Here is a 17,564-nt window from a genome sequence, read left to right on the forward strand (position 1 = left end):
ATGGCAGCGGCATCCGCGGTCCTGCGGTCGGAGTGGACCAAGATCCGGACGGTCTCCTCGACCGTGTGGACGCTGGCGAGCGCCCTCGTCGTCACGGTGGCGATGGGCGCGGGGCTGAGCGCCCTGGTGAACTCGACCTTCGACCAGCTCGGCGAGGCGGAGCGGCTCACCTTCGATCCGACGGTGGTCAGTTTCTCGGGGATGGTCCTGGGGCAGCTGGCGATGGTGGTCTTCGGCGTCCTGGTGGTGGGCAGCGAGTACTCCTCGGGCATGATCCGCACCTCGCTCGCGGCCGTACCGCAGCGGACGACGTTCCTGCTGTCGAAGGTGGCGGTGTCGGGCGGGCTCGCGCTCCTGGTGGGCCTCGCGACGAGTTTCCTCGCGTTCTTCCTCGGGCAGGCGCTGCTCGGCGGGCACCGGGCGTCGATCGGTGACGACAACGTGCTGCGGGCGGTGTTCGGCGCGGGGCTCTATCTGGCCCTGATCGCGCTGTTCTCGATGGGGGTGACCGCGATGCTGCGGTCCTCGATGCTCTCCCTCGGCATCCTGGTCCCGTTCCTCCTGCTGATCTCGAACATCCTGACGGCGGTGCCGAAGGCCAAGGAGGTGGCCCGCTTCTTCCCGGACCAGGCCGGAAAGAAGATCATGCAGGTCGTACCGGACGCGATGAACTCGCAGGGGACCCCCTACGGGCCGTGGGGCGGGCTCGGGATCATGGTGCTCTGGGTGGTGGCCGCGCTCCTCGGCGGCTGTCTGGTGCTGCGCCGACGGGACGCCTGACCGTCCGGCGCCCCTGCTCCCAGGGGCCGGCCCCTGGGGGAAAACCCTGAACGTTCCCGGGGAGACCGCCCGGAGGCCGTCTCCACTTGGCCGGAACCGTCAACAGCTGGATAAGCTCCTAGCTCATACGGGGGGCTCCGGCCTACGGCCGCCACGCCCCGACATGGATGTGACCTACCTGTCGATGGGGCTGGAGAATGATCGAGGCAGTCGGCCTGACGAAGCGCTATGGCGCCAAGACGGCCGTGTACAACCTTTCCTTCCAGGTGAGGCCCGGTGTCGTCACCGGTTTCCTGGGGCCGAACGGCTCCGGGAAGTCGACGACGATGCGCATGATCCTGGGACTCGACCGGCCGACCTCGGGGCAGGTCACGATCGGTGGCCACCCCTTCCGGCAGTTGCCGAACGCTCCCCGGCAGGTCGGCGCGCTCCTCGACGCCAAGGCCGTGCACGGCGGGCGGAGCGCCCGTAGCCACCTGCTGTCGCTGGCGCAGCTCGCGGGCATCCCGGCGCAGCGCGTCGACGAGGTCCTCGGGGTCGTCGGCCTCCAGGACGTGGCCAAGCGGCGCTCCAGCGGCTTCTCCCTGGGCATGGGCCAGCGGCTCGGCATCGCGGCGGCGCTCCTGGGCGACCCTCAGGTGCTGCTCTTCGACGAGCCGGTCAACGGTCTGGACCCGGAGGGCATCCTCTGGGTCCGCAATCTGATGAAGAAGCTGGCCGCCGAGGGGCGGACGGTCTTCGTCTCCAGCCACCTGATGAGCGAGATGGCGCTCACCGCCGACCATCTGATCGTGATCGGCCGGGGGCAGCTGCTCGCGGACATGAGCGTGACGGACTTCATCTCGGCGAACTCGGCCGACTTCGCCCGGGTCCGCACCCCGGAGACGGACCCGGCCGCGCGGGAGAAGCTGACGGCCGCGCTGACCGGGGCCGGCGGGCAGGTGCTGTCCGAGCCGGACGGCGCGCTGCGGGTGACCGGGCTGCCGCTGCCGAGGATCAGCGACCTGGCGCACGGCACGGACGTGCGGCTGTGGGAGCTCTCCCCGCACCAGGCGTCCCTCGAGGAGGCGTACATGCGGATGACGCAGGGCGCCGTGGACTACCGCTCCACCGACGACCGGCTCGCGCACCTCCAGGCGCCGCTCCAGCCGGGTCAGCCGGGGTACGGGACGCCGCCTCAGCAGGTGGTCGGCGAGGTGCCGCAGCAGGGCTGGTACGCCCCGCCGCCGCCCGGACAGAACCCCTACGCCGGGGGCCCCGGCCAGTCGGCCGCCCCGGGCCCGTACGCCTCCCCGCAGCCGAGCAGCCCGCAGCCGGGCGACACCACCAAGGACGCCCGATGACTGCCCCCGCCCCGCAGCCGTACGCCTACGTCTCCCCGATCCCGGTGCGCCGGGCGCACCTCGGTGACGCCCTCGCCTCCGAGTGGACGAAGATCCGCTCGGTGCGGTCGACGCTGTGGACCCTCGGGGTCATGATCCTGCTGATGGCCGGCATCGGTCTGGGGGTGGCGGCGATCGCCGCGTCCTCGGAGGCTCCGATGGGCGAGGACTCGGCGCTCGCCTTCGGGTTCTTCGGGATGCTGCCCGCGTCGATCTGTGTGATCACGCTGGGGGTGCTGACGGTGGCGTCCGAGTACGGCACCGGCATGATCCGTACGACCCTGACGGCCTGCCCGAGCCGGGCGCGGGTGCTCACGGCGAAGGCCGCCGTGTTCTTCCTGCTGGTCTTCGCCGTGACCACCGTGACCGCCTCGCTGGTGGCGGTGGCGCAGGTGGCCCTGGTGGACACGGCGGCGACCCCGTCGACGGGCGAGTGGCTGCGGGCGACGGTGGGCGCGGGCGCCTATCTGGCCGTCCTCGGTCTGCTGTCACTGGCGTTCGGCACGCTGATCCGGCACTCGGCCGGCGCGATCACGGTGATGATCGGCCTGCTGCTGCTCCCGCTGGTGGCGGCGCTGTTCATGTTCTCCGAGGCGCTGCGCTCCGTGCAGGAGTGGCTGTTCACCTACGCGATCCCCTCGCAGATGATCGCGCTGTACGCCACGAAGCCGCCGTTCGGCGACAGCGGTCCGGCGGGCTGGGAGTCGCTGGGCATCCTGGCCGGAGTGACGGCCCTGGTCATGGGCGGCGCGTACGCCCTGCTGAACAGCCGGGACGTGTGACGGCCCGGACCTCAGTGCCTGGGAGCGTTGCGGGACCGCTGCACCTTGGTGGTGCGGCGGTCCTTCGCGTTCCAGCAGGCCTTGTGCCAGTGCCGCCGGTCGTCCACTCCCCCGTACTCCGGCCAGGCGACCACGTGCGGGGCGCCGCCCGGGATCTCCTGGTCGCAGCCGGGGCAGCGGTAGCGCTTGCCGGGTGAGCTGGCCCCGGCGACGAGGCGGACGTACCACTCCTCGCCCTGCCAGCTCTCGGTGCGCTGCACGCCGCCGTACCGGTCGCCGTGGTCGCCCGGCTGCTGCTCGGGCTTCTCGCCGCCTCGGGAGCGGTTGTGGCGCGGGGACACGGGCACACCTCACGGGGTATGGGGACACGGACCGTTCCTTCCAGCCTACGGGCCGCGACCCGGTGCCCCGGGCCCCCACCGAACCGGCTTAGCCGAAAATCGCAAGAACTTCATGAACGGCCGTTGCCTTTGGCACGTGTCAGGCGTTGATGCCCGTACGAGGGGGGAAACGGGCAGGCCGCAAGGAGGCAGCAAGCGATGCGCGTGGGTACGTTCGTTCTGGCCGCCCAGTTCCCGGGCCAGGGACAGGGGGAGGCGCTGCACCGGGCGGTGCGGACCGCCGAGGTCGCCGAGGAGGCGGGCCTGGACTCGGTCTGGCTGGCCGAGCACCACTTCGTGCCGTACGGGGTCTGTCCCTCGGCGGTGACCCTGGCCGCGCTGCTCCTCGGCCGCACCCGGCGGCTGCGGGTCGGCACGGCGGTGAGCGTCCTGCCCGCCGTCCATCCGGTCGCCCTGGGCGAGCAGGCGGCGCTGCTGCACCTCACCTCGGGCGGCAGGTTCACCCTGGGGGTCGGCCGGGGCGGGCCCTGGGTGGACCTGGAGGTGTTCGGCACCGGCCTCGGCGCCTACGAGCGGGACTTCCCCGAGTCGCTCGACCTGCTGCTGCGCTGGCTGACCGAACCGCGTGTCGGCGCCTCGGGCGAGCGGTTCTCCTTCCGTGAGGTCCCGGTCGTGCCCCGCCCCGACGAGCTGATCGGCGGCCCGTCCGCGCCGGAGGTCGTGGTGGCCTGCACCTCACCGAAGGGCGTGCGGCTCGCCGCCGAGCGCGGGCTTCCGATGCTCCTCGGGATGCACTGCGGCGACGAGGAGAAGGCCGAGATGGTCGCCGCCTGGGCGCGCTGCGCGCGGGAGGCCGGGCGGGATCCGGACGAGACCGCGCGGGTCGGTGCCGAGCACGTCTCGGCGGGGGTGGCGCAGCTCGCGGACCGGACGGCGGACGCGGCGGAGGCGCTGGTGAAGGCGATGCCGGGCTGGCTGCGGCAGGGCCTCGACGCGCATGTGACGGTGGACGGCAGGAGCCGTACGATGCGGGACCCGGTGGCGTACACGGAGCTGCTGGCCGGGCTCCATCCGGTGGGCACGCCCCGGCTCGCGGCGGACCGGCTCGCGGCGACGGCCGAGCGCACGGGCATCACCCGCTTCGCGCTGCTCGCCGAGGGCTCGGGCGATCTCGCGGCCACCGAGGAGAACGTACGGCGGCTGGGCGCGGAGGTCCTGCCGTTGCTGGTCTGAGCGGGGTGCGGACGTCCCGCGCCGCCGGGTCCGGCCGGGGGCCGGTCGTCGCGCGCCACCGGTCCGGCCGGGGTACGGCGGACGGAGCCCGCCCCGGGGGTGGGGACCGTACCGCCGCTCCGGCAGCTCCTCGCGGGGAGTCGCGTGGAGCGCTTCTCCCGTGGCGCGGAGCGGCGGCACCGTGTCTCAGCAGTCGCGCATCTCCGGCGACTGGTTGAGGAGCTGTCCCCGGATCGAGGTGAAGCGGGTGAGCCGCTCGTCCACCGACGGGTCCAGCGGGAACACCGCCACCCGGTGGCAGTTCTGGAAGGCGAGACGCACCCCGAAGTGCCGCTGGAGCGCACCGCGAATGGCGTCGCTCGCCAGCGCGCGCAGCAGCTGACCACGTGCCTGCTCATCCGGCGGCGGCGTCTGGTTGTCGGCGAACTCTCCGCCGTCGACCTTCAGCTGGGCCACCAGAGAACTGATCATCTCCCATGCGTAGGGCAGGGAGGTCCGGACGCAGTCGACGAAGTCGGCTTCGTCGACCTCGCCTCGCTCGGCCTGTTCCAACAGGGCCGGTGAGACGTCGAGCGACATGGGTTCTCCTCTCGCGACCCCGCGGACGGGGTCTTGCGGGCAGGGCGAAGGCCGGGGCCGGCCGCCACGCAGCGTGCACGGACGACGACCTCCAGCTTCCACGGTAAGCGCGCAGTCCTGGCCGCACCAGGAGATGGCGAACACAACCGGCTGATAACCGACGGGTGTTCGGCTCAGGAACACTCCCGGGCGGTCCCCGCCCGGTGCCCGGATCGCGCGGACGTGCGCCCGTCTTGTAGCGTTGCGGACCATGCGTCTCGTCATCGCCCGTTGCTCCGTGGACTACGCGGGCCGGCTCACGGCCCACCTGCCCTCCGCGCCCCGTCTGATCCTCGTCAAGGCAGACGGCAGCGTCTCCATCCACGCGGACGACCGGGCGTACAAACCGCTCAACTGGATGTCCCCGCCGTGCACCCTCAAGGAGGGCGCCGACGGCGAGGGCGTGTGGACCGTGATCAACAAAGCGGGCGAGAAACTGATCATCACGATGGAGGAGATCCTCCACGACTCCTCGCACGAGCTGGGCGTCGACCCGGGTCTGATCAAGGACGGCGTCGAGGCGCACCTCCAGGAGCTGCTCGCCGACCGCATCGAGATCCTCGGCGAGGGGCACACCCTGATCCGCCGGGAGTACCCGACCGCGATCGGCCCGGTGGACATCCTGTGCCGGGACTCGGACGGGGCCACGGTCGCGGTGGAGATCAAGCGGCGCGGCGAGATCGACGGCGTCGAGCAGCTGACCCGCTATCTGGAGCTGCTGAACCGCGATCCGCACCTGGCGCCGGTGAGGGGCGTGTTCGCGGCGCAGGAGATCAAGCCGCAGGCCCGGGTCCTCGCCACGGACCGGGGCATCGGCTGTGTGGTCCTGGACTACGACGCGATGCGCGGCATCGAGGACGACAAGCTGCGGCTGTTCTAGGAACGGCGGCGGTACGGGGAAGGCCCCGGGTGCGGTGGACGCGCCCGGGGCCTTCGTCGTGTCCGTACGCGGGTCAGGCGGGCGGCTCCGGAGCGGTGGGGCCGTCCGGGGCGGGCGCGCCGCCGAGGGAGGAGGAGGCGGAGTTGCTGGGGCTGCCCTCGCTCTGGGTCGGCGCGGTGGTCGGCGGGGTCGTGGGCGGCGGGGTCGTCGGGGGCGTCGTCGGCGGGGTCGTCTCCGGCGGGGCGGTCGTCCCGGTGGGCGGGGTCGTCGGCGGGGTCGTCGGGCGCGGCGGCACCGTGGTGGACGGGGCCGTCGTCGTGGGAGCCGTGGTGTCCGGGGTGCCGGAGGAGGACGAGGGGGTGCCGGAGGTGTCCGAGGTGCCGGAGCTGTCCGAGGCCGCCGGGTCCGAGGGCGAGGCGCTCCCGGAGTCCGAGGGGTCGGGAGGGCCGGAGCGGGTGGCCCGGCCGGTCTCGCCCGGCTCCGCCGTCTCGCCCTCGGTCGGCACCTCCCCCTCGTCGTCGGGTACGCCCTCGGTCGCCGTGGTGTCGGTGGTGACGTGGTTGTTGGCGGGGTCCACGTCGTTGCCGGAGGTGGCGCCGAGGGTGACGACCGTGCCGAGGACGGCGACGAGCAGCGCGCCCGCGCCGACGGCGGCCAGGTTGCGGCGCGCGCCACCGACGAGGGTGCGCGCGAAGCCGCCCCCGGCACCGGGGCGGCGGGGGCCCGGGGCGGGGCGGGTGGCGAGGGTGTGGCCCTCGTCGGCGAGGTCGGGGAAGGCCGGGAGCGGCGAGGGGGCCGTGACCGCGAAGGGGGCCGGGGGCACGGACGGGGCCGGATTGGGGGCCGGGAAGTGCTTCGCGGTGGGCAGCGGGGCGGTGCGGACGGGACCGACCGGCAGCGGGGCGGTGACGGGCTCCGGGCCGGGCAGGGCGGGCAGGGCGCGCGGCGGGGCGACGGGTTCCTCGGTGCGGGCCGGGGCGGGATGGTCCCCGGAGAGGTCGGCGACGAGGGCGAGCGCGCGGCGCCCGGCGACGGTGCCGCGCTTGTCGGCGAGCACTCCGCGCAGCCCGATGGAGGCCTCCAGTTCGGCGCGGGCGCGCTCCAGATGGCCCGCGCAGAGCGCGAGGACACCCAGTTCGTGGTGGAAGTACGCCTCCTCGGCGACGTCCCCGGCCAGCCGGGCGGCCTCCTGTCCCGCGCGCAGGGCACGTTCCCAGGCGCCCCAGTGGAGCGCCGCGGCGAAGGCGGGCGCGGCGGCGCGGGCGAGGAGGACGGCGGTGGCGCGGTGTTCGGCCGCGGGGTCGGCGGGGCGCTCCGTACCGTCGGCGCCGGTGTCGGGGCCGGTTCCGGCGCCCGCACTCGCGCTCGTACCCGTGTCCGTACTCGTGCCGGTGCTCGCTCCCGCGCCCGCGCCCGCGACGAGGGCGGACAGGGCCGCGAGGACGGCGTCGGACTCGGCGGCGGCCCGCTCGGGGGTGACGGAGGGGTGGGCGGCCCACCAGGCGTAGTGCTGGGCCACCGTGTGGGCGCGGCCGAGGGCCTCGGTCTCGTACCCCTGGGCGAGGAGCTGGGTCAGGACCCCGGCGGCGAGCCGGTGGCGGGGGCCGACCGGGGAGAGCAGGCCGCAGGCGAGGAGTTCGCCGAGGGCCGCGTCGGCGTGGGTGTCGCCGACGAGGGCGGGGAGGTGGGCGTGGTGCGGGACCTCGCCGCCGAGGGCGACGACGAAGCGCAGGGCGGCCTGGGCGGAGCGGCTGAGGCGGGAGGCGAGCAGCGCGGCGGGGGCGGCGCCCTCGCCGAGGCTCGGAAGGGGTATGTCGCGGAGTTCGACGTCGGGGTCGTCGAGACCGTCGAAGGCCGCGGCGGCGACGACCGCGGCGGCGTCGGGGTCGGTGGGCCCGAAGGCCTCCTCCAGGGCTCCGAAGGCGTCGAACTCGGCGGGGGTGACGCGCAGCCGGTCGCGCTGCCGGAGCAGCGCCCCGGCCTGCACGAAGCGGATCGGCAGGCCCTCCGACTCGAACCAGAGGTCACCGGCCCAGTTGGCCTCCTCGTCGGTGAGGGTGCGGCCGACGGCGCTCTCCAGGAGCGAGAGGGCGGCGCCCCGGCCGAGACCGGTGAGCCGGACCTCCTCGACGTGGGCGGCGGTGGAGGGCGCGGGGACCTCGGGTCCGGCGGCGAGGAGGAAGGCGCACTCGGGGGCGGCGTCGAGGAGTTCGTCGAGGGCGGCGCCGCCGAACTCCAGGTCGTCGACGACCACGACGGCGCCGATCTCGCCGATCCGGTCGAGGAGGAGGTCCCGGCCGGGCCGGTGGCCCTCGGTGCGCAGGACGGTGGTGAACAGTTCGTGGAGGAGTTCGCCGGGGGTGCGGTGGTGGCCGGAGAGCCGGACGACGCCGTCGGGGGCGAGGCCGGCGCAGTCGGCGGCGACGGCGTCGAGGAGGGCGGTGCGGCCGGAGCCGGGGGGTCCGGTCAGCCGGGCGGTGCGGCCCCTGCGGAGGGTGCGGGTCAGCCGGTCGCGCTGCTCCTGGCGTTCGAGCAGGGGCAGTTCGGGGGCGCTGGGGCCGGGCGGGGCGGCGGCGCGGGCGGCCTCGGCGCGTTCCTCCGGGGTGCGGCGGCGGGGGGCGGCGGGTTCCCGGCCGGGCGGGCAGGCCTCGATCTCGCTGCCGTCGACGGGGTTGACGGTGACGAGCAGGTCGCCGGAGACGAGCCGGACGACACGGGCTCGCGCGGGGGCGGGGGTGCCGCGTCCCGCGCGGGCGTCGTCGCCCTCGCTGTCGTGTCCGTACTCCTCCGGCCCCCGGTTGATCGGGTCCATGGTCCAAGCCCCCAAGAAGCGGTGTCCGGTGCCCGCGGGGTGGTTCCGTCAATGTGCGGGCGACCGAACCCTAGACCGTGGCCGGACGGCCGGGAACAGGTGGGGTGCCCCGGAGACCGAGACGTCACGGTCTTGTGAGGATTGAGCGTGACGCCTGTTTCCCACGGCGCTCCACACCTGTGGGACGCTCGGGCCCCGTCCGTCCCGGGTGCCTCAGACGCGGGGCAGGGACTCCAGGGCGAGGCCGCCCTCGATGGCGAGGATGCGGTGCAGCCGGGTGGCGACGAGCAGCCGCTGCATCTGGGGCGGCACCCCGCGCAGGACGAGACGGCGTCCGCAGCGGCCCGCCCGCCGGTGGACGCCCATGATGACGCCGAGTCCGGTGGCGTCCCAGGAGTCGAGTCCGGTCAGGTCGAGCACCAGGTCGCCGGCTCCGCCGTCGACGGCCGAGTGCAGGACCGTACGGGCGTCCGCCGCGCTGCGGACGTCGAGGCGGCCCCCGACGACCAGCTCGACATGGTCGCCCCTGATGTGCATATGCGCTCCCCGAGTGCTCCGTCTTCGCAACAACTGACTGCCGTACCGGCGGAAGTGTTGCGCCCTGTCAGCGAACCGTTACCGATGTTCACCCCATGGGGTGAGGCGGGGTGACGGGTACCGCTCAGTACTTGTAGAAGCCCTGCCCGCTCTTGCGGCCGATGTCACCCGCGTCCACCATCCGGCGCATCAGCTCCGGCGGTGCGAACTTCTCGTCCTGGGACTCCGTGTAGATGTTGTTCGCCGCGTTCACCAGGATGTCGATGCCGGTGAGGTCGGCGGTGGCGAGGGGGCCCATGGCGTGGCCGAAGCCGAGCTTGCAGGCGATGTCGATGTCCTCGGCGGTGGCGACGCCCGACTCGCGCAGCTTGGCCGCCTCGACGACGAGGGCGGCGATGAGCCGGGTGGTGACGAAGCCCGCGACGTCACGGTTGACGACGATGCAGGTCTTGCCGACGGACTCGGCGAACTCGCGGGCGGCGGCGAGGGTCCCGTCGCTGGTCTTGTAGCCGCGGACCAGCTCGCAGAGTCCCATCATCGGGACCGGGGAGAAGAAGTGGGTGCCGACGACGGCCTCGGGCCGCTCCGTCACCGCGGCGATCTTGGTGATCGGGATCGCGGAGGTGTTGGAGGCGAGGACGGCGCCGTCCTTGGCGATCTTGTCGAGCGAGCGGAAGATCTCGTGCTTGACGTCGAGGTCCTCGAAGACGGCCTCGACGACGACGTCCGCGTCGGCGACGGCTTCGAGCTCGGTGGTGGCGGCGATGCGGCCGAGGGCGGCCTCGGCGTCGGCCGCGGCGAGCCGGTCCTTGGCGACGAAGCGGTCGTACGAGGCCTTGATGCCGTCGGTGCCCCGGGTGAGCGCGGCGTCGGTGACATCACGCAGGACGACGTCCCAGCCCGCCTGTGCCGAGACCTGCGCGATGCCGGATCCCATGAGTCCGGCCCCGATGACGGCGAGCTTCCTGGCCACGATGTTCCACCCCTCAACGCCTTTTCACTTCTGGCTCTCCGGCGGAGATTAGCGGTCGCGGGGCGCCATGTGACCGTGAAGTAACGCGCGTCACGCACTCTTTGACGGACGTCACACTCGCAGCACCCCGTTCGGGCCTCCAGGCGGTCGTCACATACCCATGGGGGGTATATGGTCGAGTGCGTCCGTCCGAATGCGCGCCCGATGCCCGTCCGCCCGGGAGGAGTTGCCGCCGTGCGTCCGCACGCCCTCGTGACCGCACCCGCCCCGCTGCTCCTGCTGACCGGCATGATCAGCCTCCAGTTCGGCTCCGCCTTCGCCAAACGCCTCTTCGAGCAGACCGGCCCGGCCGGCGCGACCCTGCTGCGACTGCTCCTCGCCGCCACCCTGCTCCTCCTGCTGTCCCGCCCCTCCCCCCGGCTGCTGCGCGCCCACTGGCGGCTGCTCCTCCCCTACGGGGCCGTCCTCTGCGTGATGCAGTTCGCCTTCTACGAGGCCACCGCCCGGCTCCCGCTCGGCGTGGTGGTGACCCTGGAGTTCAGCGGACCGCTGCTGCTCGCCGCCCTCACCTCCCGGCGCGCGCTCGACCGGCTCTGGGTCGCGCTCGCCGCCCTCGGCCTGCTCGTCCTCGGCGGCACGAAGGGCATGGACGACCCGGTGGGCCTCGCCGCCAGCCTGCTCACCGGCGCGGCCCTCACCGGCTACATCCTGCTCGGCGCCCGGGTCGGCCGGGCCGTGCCGGGCGGTTCGGGACTGGCCCTCGGCCTCACCCTCGCCGCCCTGCTCGCCCTGCCCGTGGCCCCCGCCCTCGGAGCGCCCTCCGCCGGGACGCTGCTGACCCCCGGAGTGCTGGGCGCGGCACTCGTGGTGGCGGTCCTGACGGCGGTGGTGCCGTTCTCCCTGGAGTTCGCCGCGCTGCGCCGGATGCCGCCCCGGGTCTTCGCCGTCCTCTCCACGGTGGAGCCGGTCATCGCCGCCCTGGTGGGCCTGGCCCTGCTCGGCGAGCGGCTCGCCTGGCCCCAGTGGGCGGCCGTGCTCTGCGTGGTCGGCGCGGCGCTCGGCACGGGCCTGGGCGCCACCGCCCGCGCCGGGCCGGACACCTCCGCACCACCCGATCGATCCCCGCACCGGAAGAACGGAGTGCACACATGACCGGCACGTCCACCACAGGAAGCCGTACGGGCCCCGGGCCCCGCGTCGCGCCCCTCCTGGAGACCGTCTCCACCACCTCCCGCTCGGCGGTCCTCGTCGCGGGCGGCTACTTCGACACGGCCGCGGGCATCGGCCCGTTCTCCCTCAACTCCTTCGCCCTCGCCCAGGAGACCGGGGCGGCGGCGCGCCGCCTGCACCGGGGCAACAAGGTCCTCTACGACGTCATCGTCAACGACCTCGGCATGTCCTGTTCCACCGACGTCTGTACGATCCCGGCCGCGGGCCCCGCCGAGACCGACCTCTCGCCGCTCACCGCCTCGGCCGCCGCGGCCGGGATCGCCTTCTCCGTCACCCGCGAGCGGAACCTGCGCAACCGGGCCGCCCGTTCGATGAAGCGGTGGCTGCGCGACCCCGGGGAGAACCCGCTGTTCACCCGCGAGGGCGACGAGATCGTCTTCCGCTCCCGCCAGTACGAGAAGGTGCTCGCCGGGGTCGTCAAGGACGACCACGTCGTCCCGCGCTGCCCGCTGATCGTCGCCGAGTACTTCGCCCGCTACTTCACCCGGCTGCGGGCCTTCCCCGACTGCGCCCAGCGGCACGTCGTGGACATCAACTCGCTCGCCGACCGCGACAAGGTCACCAAGGGCGCCGAGATCTATCTGCGCACCCTCGGCACGCCCGAGGAGGAGATCGTGCTGGTCTTCACCGACCCTTCCTGCGCCGATCCGCTGGCGCTGACCTACACCCCGTACGACTTCTGACCGCCCGTCACCACGGAAGAGGGAGAACCGGCATGTCCACGATCTATCTCGACCACCAGGCGACCACGCCGACGGACCCGGCGGTCGTCGAGGCGATGACCTTCGCCGCCACCCAGTGCTACGCCAACCCGTCCAGCCCGCACGCCGCGGGCATCCGCGCCTTCCGCGAGGTCGAGCGGGCGCGCGGGGCGGTCGCCCGGTTCATCGGGGCGGGGCGCGGCGAGATCTGTTTCACCTCCGGGGCGACGGAGGGCAACAACCTGGCGCTCAAGGGGGTCGTCGGGGCGGGCACGGCCCGGCACGTGGTGACCACCGCCGTGGAGCACAAGTCGGTGCTCGACTCCTGCCGGGCGCTGCGGGACGCGGGGCACGAGGTGACGGTACTGCCCGTCGACGGCGAGGGCCGGGTGGACCCGGACCGGGTGGCGGCGGCGCTGCGGCCGGAGACCGCGCTGGTCTCGGTGATGCTCGCCAACAACGAGATCGGCACCGTGCAGCCGGTCGCCCGGATCGCGGAGCTGACCCGGGCGGCGGGCGTCCCGCTGCACTGCGACGCGACCCAGGGGGTGGGCTCGCTGCCGGTGGACGTCAGGACGCTCGGGGCGGACCTGCTGACCTTCTCCGGGCACAAGATCTACGGCCCTAAGGGCATCGGCGTCCTCTACGTCTCGCACCGGCTGTCCGACCGGGCGCCGCTGGTGCCGCAGCTGCACGGCGGCGGGCAGGAGCGGGGGCTGCGCGCGGGCACCCTCAACACCGCCGCCGTCATCGGCCTGGGCACGGCCGTCGGGGTGCTCGCGGCCTGCCGGGAGGCGGAGGCGGTACGGCTGGCGGGGCTGCGGGAGCTGTTCCTCGCCGAGCTGTCGGGGCTGGTCCCGTACGTGCTGAACAGTGGTGCGGGGCTGGGGTTCCTGCCTCACGCGGTGAACCTCTCGTTCCCGGGCGTGGACGCGCAGCAACTGCTCCTGGAGGTCGCGGACGTGGCCGTCTCGACGGGTTCGGCCTGCAACAGCGCGGCGCAGGAGCCCTCGCACGTGCTGCTGGCGATCGGTCTGCCGCCGGAGCGCATCCGGAGCAGCGTCCGCGTCTCGTTCGGGCGGTTCACCACGGAGGCGGACGCGGTCCGCGCGGCCCGCGCGCTCGCGACGGCGGCGAGCCCGGCGAAGGCCGGGTGACCGGGCCGGGCCCGGGGCGCCCCGGGCCCGGAGACCCGCACGGCAGGAAACCGCGCACGACCGAGGGGTCCAGGGGGGCGCGGGTACGGAGGCGCTGGTCGCGGGGGTGGGGGGCGCCGGGCGCGGAGGCACGACGCAAGGGATCCCGGCGCGAGGGGGTCCCGGCCCGAGGGGGTCCCGGCCCGAGGGAGTCCCGGTCACGGGGGGGGTCCCGGTCACGGGGGGGGTCCCGGTCACGGGGGGGGTCCCGGTCACGGGGGGGCGCTGGTCACGGGGGGGCGCTGGTCACGGGGGCCGGTCACGGGGGTGCGAGCGGCCTCCGCATGAGCGGGCACCGGTCGCGGAGCCGCGGTGGGGGCCCGGCCGCAAGGAGGCCCCGCACCCGAGGCCCCCGACGCACGGGGGCTCCGGTCGCGGAGGCGCGGCACGGGGCCCCTGGCGCAAGGAGCCCGACCGAAGGGACTCCGGCACAGAAGGGCCCGGCGCGAGAAGGCCCGACGCAGAGGCCCCCGGCGCGAGGGACCCCGGCACAGACGCCCCCCGGCGCGAGGCGCGGGCGGCCCCGGGACGTATCGCTCAGTCCTCGCGCACCGCGTAGTCCAGCACCTTCTCGCTGAGCAGCTCCTCGATCCCGTCGAGGAGCACGAGCGCCTCGCGGGAGACGGCGGAGGCCCGCGCCCCGGCCGTCATCTCGCGGGTGACGAAGGCGACGACGGTGCTCTCGATCCAGGCGAGCTGTCCGCCGACGAGCAGCGGCAGCGGGTCGTCGGCGGGTGCTCCGGTCTCCTCCCGGAGGGTGGTGACGACGGCGTCCCGGACCTGCTCCTGGACATGGAAGAGCCGGGCCTTGAGGGTCGGGGCGTGCTCGATGACGTTCATGAAGGCGTCGAAGCCGTCCATGAGCCCGTAGGCGGGCGAGACCGCGGCGATGTCCTGGCGGAGTCCGCGCAGGACGGCCCGAGCGGCGGACTCGCCCCGGTCGCGGCCCCGGATCATGCGGGCGAGGCGGCGGGTGACGCCGTCCATCCGGTCGAGGAAGAGGTCCTCCTTGGCCGGGAAGTAGTTGTAGACGGTGTTGACGGAGACGTCCGCCGCCTCGGCGACGTCCGCGACGGTCACATGGACGAAGCCCCGCTCCAGGAAGAGCCCGGTGGCGATGTCGGAGATCCGCTGCTTCGTCTCGCGCTTCTTGCGCTCCCTGAGTCCCTCGGCCATGACGTCATCCTAGACTCCCTGAAATTTTGCCACCCCTGGAATTTTGGAGGCATTGCAAAATTGATGTGACTCTGTTTTTGTGGTCGCCATGCCCATCATCAGCACCGCCGGGCTCGCCCGGACCTTCACCACCCGCAACGGCCCCGTCGAAGCCGTACGGGGCATCGACCTGACCGTCCGTACCGACGAGATCCTCGGCCTGCTCGGCCCCAACGGCGCCGGGAAGACCACCACCCTCCGGATGCTCACCACCCTCCTGGCGCCCACCTCGGGAGCCGCCACCGTCGCCGGTCACGACCTCGTCCGGGACCCGGCCGCCGTCCGCCGCCGCATCGGACTCGTCGCCCAGTCCGGCGGCCTCGACCCCCAGGAGACCGTCCGCTCCGAACTCGTCACCCAGGGCCGCCTGTACGGCATGACCAGGACCGACGCCACCGCCCGTGCCGGGGAACTGGCCGCCGTCCTCGGCCTCACCGAGCTCCTCGACCGCCCCACCCCGGCCCTCTCCGGCGGCCAGCGGCGCCGGGTCGACCTCGCCATGGGGCTCACCCACCGGCCCGAGGTCCTCTTCCTCGACGAGCCCACCACCGGCCTCGACCCGGGCAGCCGCGCCGACCTGTGGGCCCTGGTGCGACGGCTGCGCGACGAGGACGGCACCACCGTCGTCCTCACCACCCACTACCTGGACGAGGCCGACGCCCTCGCCGACCGGCTGGTGATCGTCGACCGGGGCGCGGTCGCCGCCGAGGGCACCCCCGCGGAACTCAAGGCGGCGCACGGCGCGGCCACCCTCCAGGACGCCTTCCTCGCCGTCACCGGCCGCACCCCGGCCCCCGCCGACGCCACGCCCGCCACCGTCTAGGAACGCCCCGGCGGGCCCGGACCCGCCCGGCGGTCCCCACACCGACTCCGCGGACCCCCGCGCAAGGACACCTGATGCTCCTCCACGACACCGCGCTCCTCTTCGGGCGCTACGCCCGGCAGACCCTCCGCTCCCCGTTCCAGATCTTCTTCGGCGCCCTGACGCCGCTGCTCTACCTGTTCCTCTTCGGACCGCTCCTCACCGGGCTCCCGCTCGGCCGTGAGGGCGACTCCTGGCAGATCCTCGTCCCCGGACTCCTGCTCCAACTGGGCCTCTTCGGAGCCTCGTTCGCCGGATTCTCGATCATCATGGAGAAGAACTGGGGGGTGTTCGACCGGATGCGGGTCACCCCGGTGAGCCGACTCGCCCTGCTGCTCGGCCGGGTCCTGCGGGACGCCGCCCTCTTCGTCTTCCAGGCGGTCCTGCTCGTCCTCGCGGCCCTGCCGATGGGACTGCGCGCCCCCCTGCCCGGCATCCTCATCGGCTTCGGCTTCGTCGCCCTGCTCTCGGTGACGCTGGCCTCGCTCAGTTACGTCCTCGCCCTCCGGCTGCGCACCCCGCAGGAGTTCGGCCCCGCGGTCAACGCGCTCACGATGCCCGCGATGCTCCTCTCGGGCCTGATGCTGCCGATGGCCCTGGCCCCGGGCTGGCTGGACGTCCTCTCGCACCTGACGCCGTTCCGCTATCTGGTGGACGCGGTCCGGGAGGCGTACCTCGGCCACTACACGACACCGGCGCTGCTGTACGGGGTGCTCGTCGCCCTCGGCACGGCCGCGCTCGCCGTGACGGCCGGCACACGCGCCTTCCGGCGGGCCCGCGGCTGACTACGCTGGATCCATGGTCAACCTGACGCGCATCTACACCCGTACCGGAGACAAGGGCACCACGGCGCTCGGCGACATGAGCCGGACCGCCAAGACGGATCTGCGGATCTCGGCCTACGCCGACGCCAACGAGGCCAACGCCGCCATCGGTACCGCCATCGCCCTGGGGCAGCTCGACGAGGAGGTCGTGAAGGTCCTCGTCCGCGTCCAGAACGACCTCTTCGACGTCGGCGCGGACCTCTGCACACCCGTGGCAGAGGCCCCCGCCTACCCGCCGCTCCGCGTGGAGCAGACGTACGTCGACCGTCTGGAAGCCGACTGCGACCGCTTCCTGGAGGACCTGGACAAGCTGCGCTCCTTCATCCTGCCCGGCGGCACGCCCGGTGCGGCTCTGCTGCACCAGGCGTGCACGGTGGTGCGGCGGGCGGAGCGCTCCACCTGGGCCGCCCTGGAGGTGCACGGCGAGACGATGAACGCGCTGACCGCCACCTACCTCAACCGGCTCTCAGACCTGCTCTTCATCCTTGCGCGCACCGCGAACAGGGAGGTCGGGGACGTGCTGTGGGTCCCGGGCGGGGAGCGCTGACCCGCCGCCCGGGTCCTTCTTCGGCCAGATCGCGTAGCTGAGCGCGATCAGGCCGTGGATGCCCGCCGCCCGCCAGACCGCGTAGATCGTCTGCCGCAGCCCGTCCGTGTCCCCGCCGTCGCCGACGTACCACATGGCCAGGAGCAGCAGTGCCGAGGCCACGGCGGCGGCGACCGCCGTACCGAGCCAGATCGCGCCCTCGTGGCGGGCGCGGGCCATCCCGTAGCGGGGCGGCTCGGGGGGCGGCGGGGCTCCGCCGAAGCGGTGGGCGGCGTGTCCGTCCAGCCACTTCACGGTGCGGTGGCCGTGGCCGACGGTGAAACCGATGTAGACGGCGGCGAGGCCGTGCCGCCAGCTGGGGTCCGCGCCGTTCTTGAGGTCCATCGCGGTCACCACGAGGAGCAGCACCTCCAGGAGGGGCTCGCACAGCAGCAGCGCGGCGCCCGTCCTGGGCATCTTCAGGAGGTAGCGGGCGGTCAGACCGGCCGCCAGCAGCACCCAGAAGCCGACCTCGCAGACGATGATCAGCGTGACGATCACGACGGTTCCCCTTCCGGTTCCCCTCCAGCCTCCCGTGGCCCCGGGCCGGGCGCGTCGTCGCCGGTGACGACGTACGCCTACATCCTTCGACGGAGGGGCGGATCGGCCCGG

Annotated in this window: 18 protein-coding genes; 11 read left to right on the forward strand and 7 right to left on the reverse strand. The window is 73.7% G+C overall.

Annotated elements, in window-relative coordinates:
• The 3 genes from ACIO92_RS16285 to ACIO92_RS16295 all read left to right on the forward strand — a co-directional run bounded on the left by ACIO92_RS16285 (position 1) and on the right by ACIO92_RS16295 (position 2,944).
• Entirely contained in the window at positions 1-780 is a 780-nt protein-coding gene (locus ACIO92_RS16285) for an ABC transporter permease (protein WP_366442297.1), read from the forward strand.
• 197 nt (positions 781-977) lie between these two features.
• Positions 978-2,123: an ATP-binding cassette domain-containing protein gene (locus tag ACIO92_RS16290; RefSeq protein WP_366442298.1), complete on the forward strand. Its 1,146-nt coding sequence runs from the start codon at positions 978-980 to the stop codon at positions 2,121-2,123.
• Positions 2,120-2,944 carry an ABC transporter permease gene (locus ACIO92_RS16295; protein ID WP_366442299.1) on the forward strand — a complete coding sequence of 275 codons (825 nt, stop codon included), beginning with the start codon at positions 2,120-2,122 and terminating at the stop codon, positions 2,942-2,944. Before ACIO92_RS16290 ends, ACIO92_RS16295 begins: the two co-directional genes overlap by 4 nt.
• An 11-nt stretch (positions 2,945-2,955) precedes the next feature.
• Here ACIO92_RS16295 and ACIO92_RS16300 read toward each other — a convergent pair whose 3' ends face one another.
• Positions 2,956-3,285 carry an ATP/GTP-binding protein gene (locus ACIO92_RS16300; RefSeq protein ID WP_366442300.1) on the reverse strand — a complete coding sequence of 110 codons (330 nt, stop codon included), beginning with the start codon at positions 3,283-3,285 and terminating at the stop codon, positions 2,956-2,958.
• A gap of 198 nt (positions 3,286-3,483) precedes the next feature.
• Between ACIO92_RS16300 and ACIO92_RS16305 the strand changes: the two genes are divergently transcribed.
• A complete protein-coding gene (locus tag ACIO92_RS16305; RefSeq protein WP_366442301.1) occupies positions 3,484-4,518 on the forward strand; it encodes an LLM class flavin-dependent oxidoreductase in 1,035 nt (344 codons plus the stop codon).
• Between the two features lie 186 nt (positions 4,519-4,704).
• Here the strand turns inward: ACIO92_RS16305 and ACIO92_RS16310 are convergent, their stop codons facing one another.
• The gene (locus ACIO92_RS16310; protein ID WP_366442302.1) at positions 4,705-5,097 is read right to left on the reverse strand and encodes an SCO5389 family protein; all 393 of its coding nucleotides are present in this window, start codon (positions 5,095-5,097) and stop codon (positions 4,705-4,707) included.
• 250 nt (positions 5,098-5,347) lie between these two features.
• Between ACIO92_RS16310 and nucS the strand changes: the two genes are divergently transcribed.
• Positions 5,348-6,016: an endonuclease NucS gene (gene nucS, locus ACIO92_RS16315; RefSeq protein WP_366442303.1), complete on the forward strand. Its 669-nt coding sequence runs from the start codon at positions 5,348-5,350 to the stop codon at positions 6,014-6,016.
• Positions 6,017-6,089: 73 nt separating this feature from the next.
• Here the strand turns inward: nucS and ACIO92_RS16320 are convergent, their stop codons facing one another.
• From ACIO92_RS16320 to ACIO92_RS16330, 3 genes are all read right to left on the reverse strand, one after another.
• Positions 6,090-8,828, reverse strand: coding sequence for an ATP-binding protein (locus ACIO92_RS16320; RefSeq protein WP_402281721.1), 2,739 nt, complete (start codon positions 8,826-8,828; stop codon positions 6,090-6,092).
• A 213-nt stretch (positions 8,829-9,041) separates the two neighbouring features.
• The gene (locus ACIO92_RS16325) at positions 9,042-9,365 is read right to left on the reverse strand and encodes an STAS domain-containing protein (RefSeq protein WP_366442305.1); all 324 of its coding nucleotides are present in this window, start codon (positions 9,363-9,365) and stop codon (positions 9,042-9,044) included.
• A 124-nt stretch (positions 9,366-9,489) separates the two neighbouring features.
• Positions 9,490-10,338, reverse strand: coding sequence for a 3-hydroxyacyl-CoA dehydrogenase family protein (locus ACIO92_RS16330; protein ID WP_402281719.1), 849 nt, complete (start codon positions 10,336-10,338; stop codon positions 9,490-9,492).
• A gap of 234 nt (positions 10,339-10,572) precedes the next feature.
• On the opposite strand from ACIO92_RS16330, the gene ACIO92_RS16335 reads away from it, so the two are divergent.
• Genes ACIO92_RS16335 through ACIO92_RS16345 form a run of 3 tightly spaced genes read left to right on the forward strand, consistent with a single transcriptional unit; the run spans position 10,573 to position 13,426 of the window.
• Positions 10,573-11,490: an EamA family transporter gene (locus ACIO92_RS16335; protein WP_402281717.1), complete on the forward strand. Its 918-nt coding sequence runs from the start codon at positions 10,573-10,575 to the stop codon at positions 11,488-11,490.
• Positions 11,487-12,251, forward strand: a complete 765-nt coding sequence (locus ACIO92_RS16340; RefSeq protein WP_366442308.1) for a hypothetical protein — start codon at positions 11,487-11,489, stop codon at positions 12,249-12,251. The genes ACIO92_RS16335 and ACIO92_RS16340 overlap by 4 nt, the downstream gene beginning before the upstream one ends.
• Before the next feature lie 32 nt (positions 12,252-12,283).
• Positions 12,284-13,426 carry a cysteine desulfurase family protein gene (locus ACIO92_RS16345; protein WP_401236988.1) on the forward strand — a complete coding sequence of 381 codons (1,143 nt, stop codon included), beginning with the start codon at positions 12,284-12,286 and terminating at the stop codon, positions 13,424-13,426.
• Positions 13,427-14,002: 576 nt separating this feature from the next.
• On the opposite strand, the gene ACIO92_RS16350 is transcribed toward ACIO92_RS16345, so the two are convergent.
• Positions 14,003-14,641 carry a TetR/AcrR family transcriptional regulator gene (locus ACIO92_RS16350; protein ID WP_366442310.1) on the reverse strand — a complete coding sequence of 213 codons (639 nt, stop codon included), beginning with the start codon at positions 14,639-14,641 and terminating at the stop codon, positions 14,003-14,005.
• 88 nt (positions 14,642-14,729) lie between these two features.
• Between ACIO92_RS16350 and ACIO92_RS16355 the strand changes: the two genes are divergently transcribed.
• The 3 genes from ACIO92_RS16355 (at position 14,730) to ACIO92_RS16365 (ending at position 16,913) form a co-directional block, all read left to right on the forward strand.
• Positions 14,730-15,503, forward strand: a complete 774-nt coding sequence (locus ACIO92_RS16355; RefSeq protein ID WP_402281714.1) for an ABC transporter ATP-binding protein — start codon at positions 14,730-14,732, stop codon at positions 15,501-15,503.
• Between the two features lie 74 nt (positions 15,504-15,577).
• A complete protein-coding gene (locus ACIO92_RS16360) occupies positions 15,578-16,327 on the forward strand; it encodes an ABC transporter permease (RefSeq protein WP_366442312.1) in 750 nt (249 codons plus the stop codon).
• A 13-nt stretch (positions 16,328-16,340) separates the two neighbouring features.
• Positions 16,341-16,913 (forward strand): cob(I)yrinic acid a,c-diamide adenosyltransferase, encoded by a 573-nt coding sequence (locus ACIO92_RS16365; protein WP_351782022.1) that lies wholly within the window; start codon positions 16,341-16,343, stop codon positions 16,911-16,913.
• On the opposite strand, the gene ACIO92_RS16370 is transcribed toward ACIO92_RS16365, so the two are convergent.
• Positions 16,833-17,453, reverse strand: coding sequence for a hypothetical protein (locus ACIO92_RS16370; protein ID WP_366442313.1), 621 nt, complete (start codon positions 17,451-17,453; stop codon positions 16,833-16,835). The two genes, ACIO92_RS16365 and ACIO92_RS16370, sit on opposite strands and share 81 nt — an antisense overlap.
• Positions 17,454-17,564 lie beyond the last annotated feature (111 nt).

Source organism: Streptomyces sp. NPDC087215, from assembly GCF_044744885.1.
GTDB lineage: Bacteria > Actinomycetota > Actinomycetes > Streptomycetales > Streptomycetaceae > Streptomyces.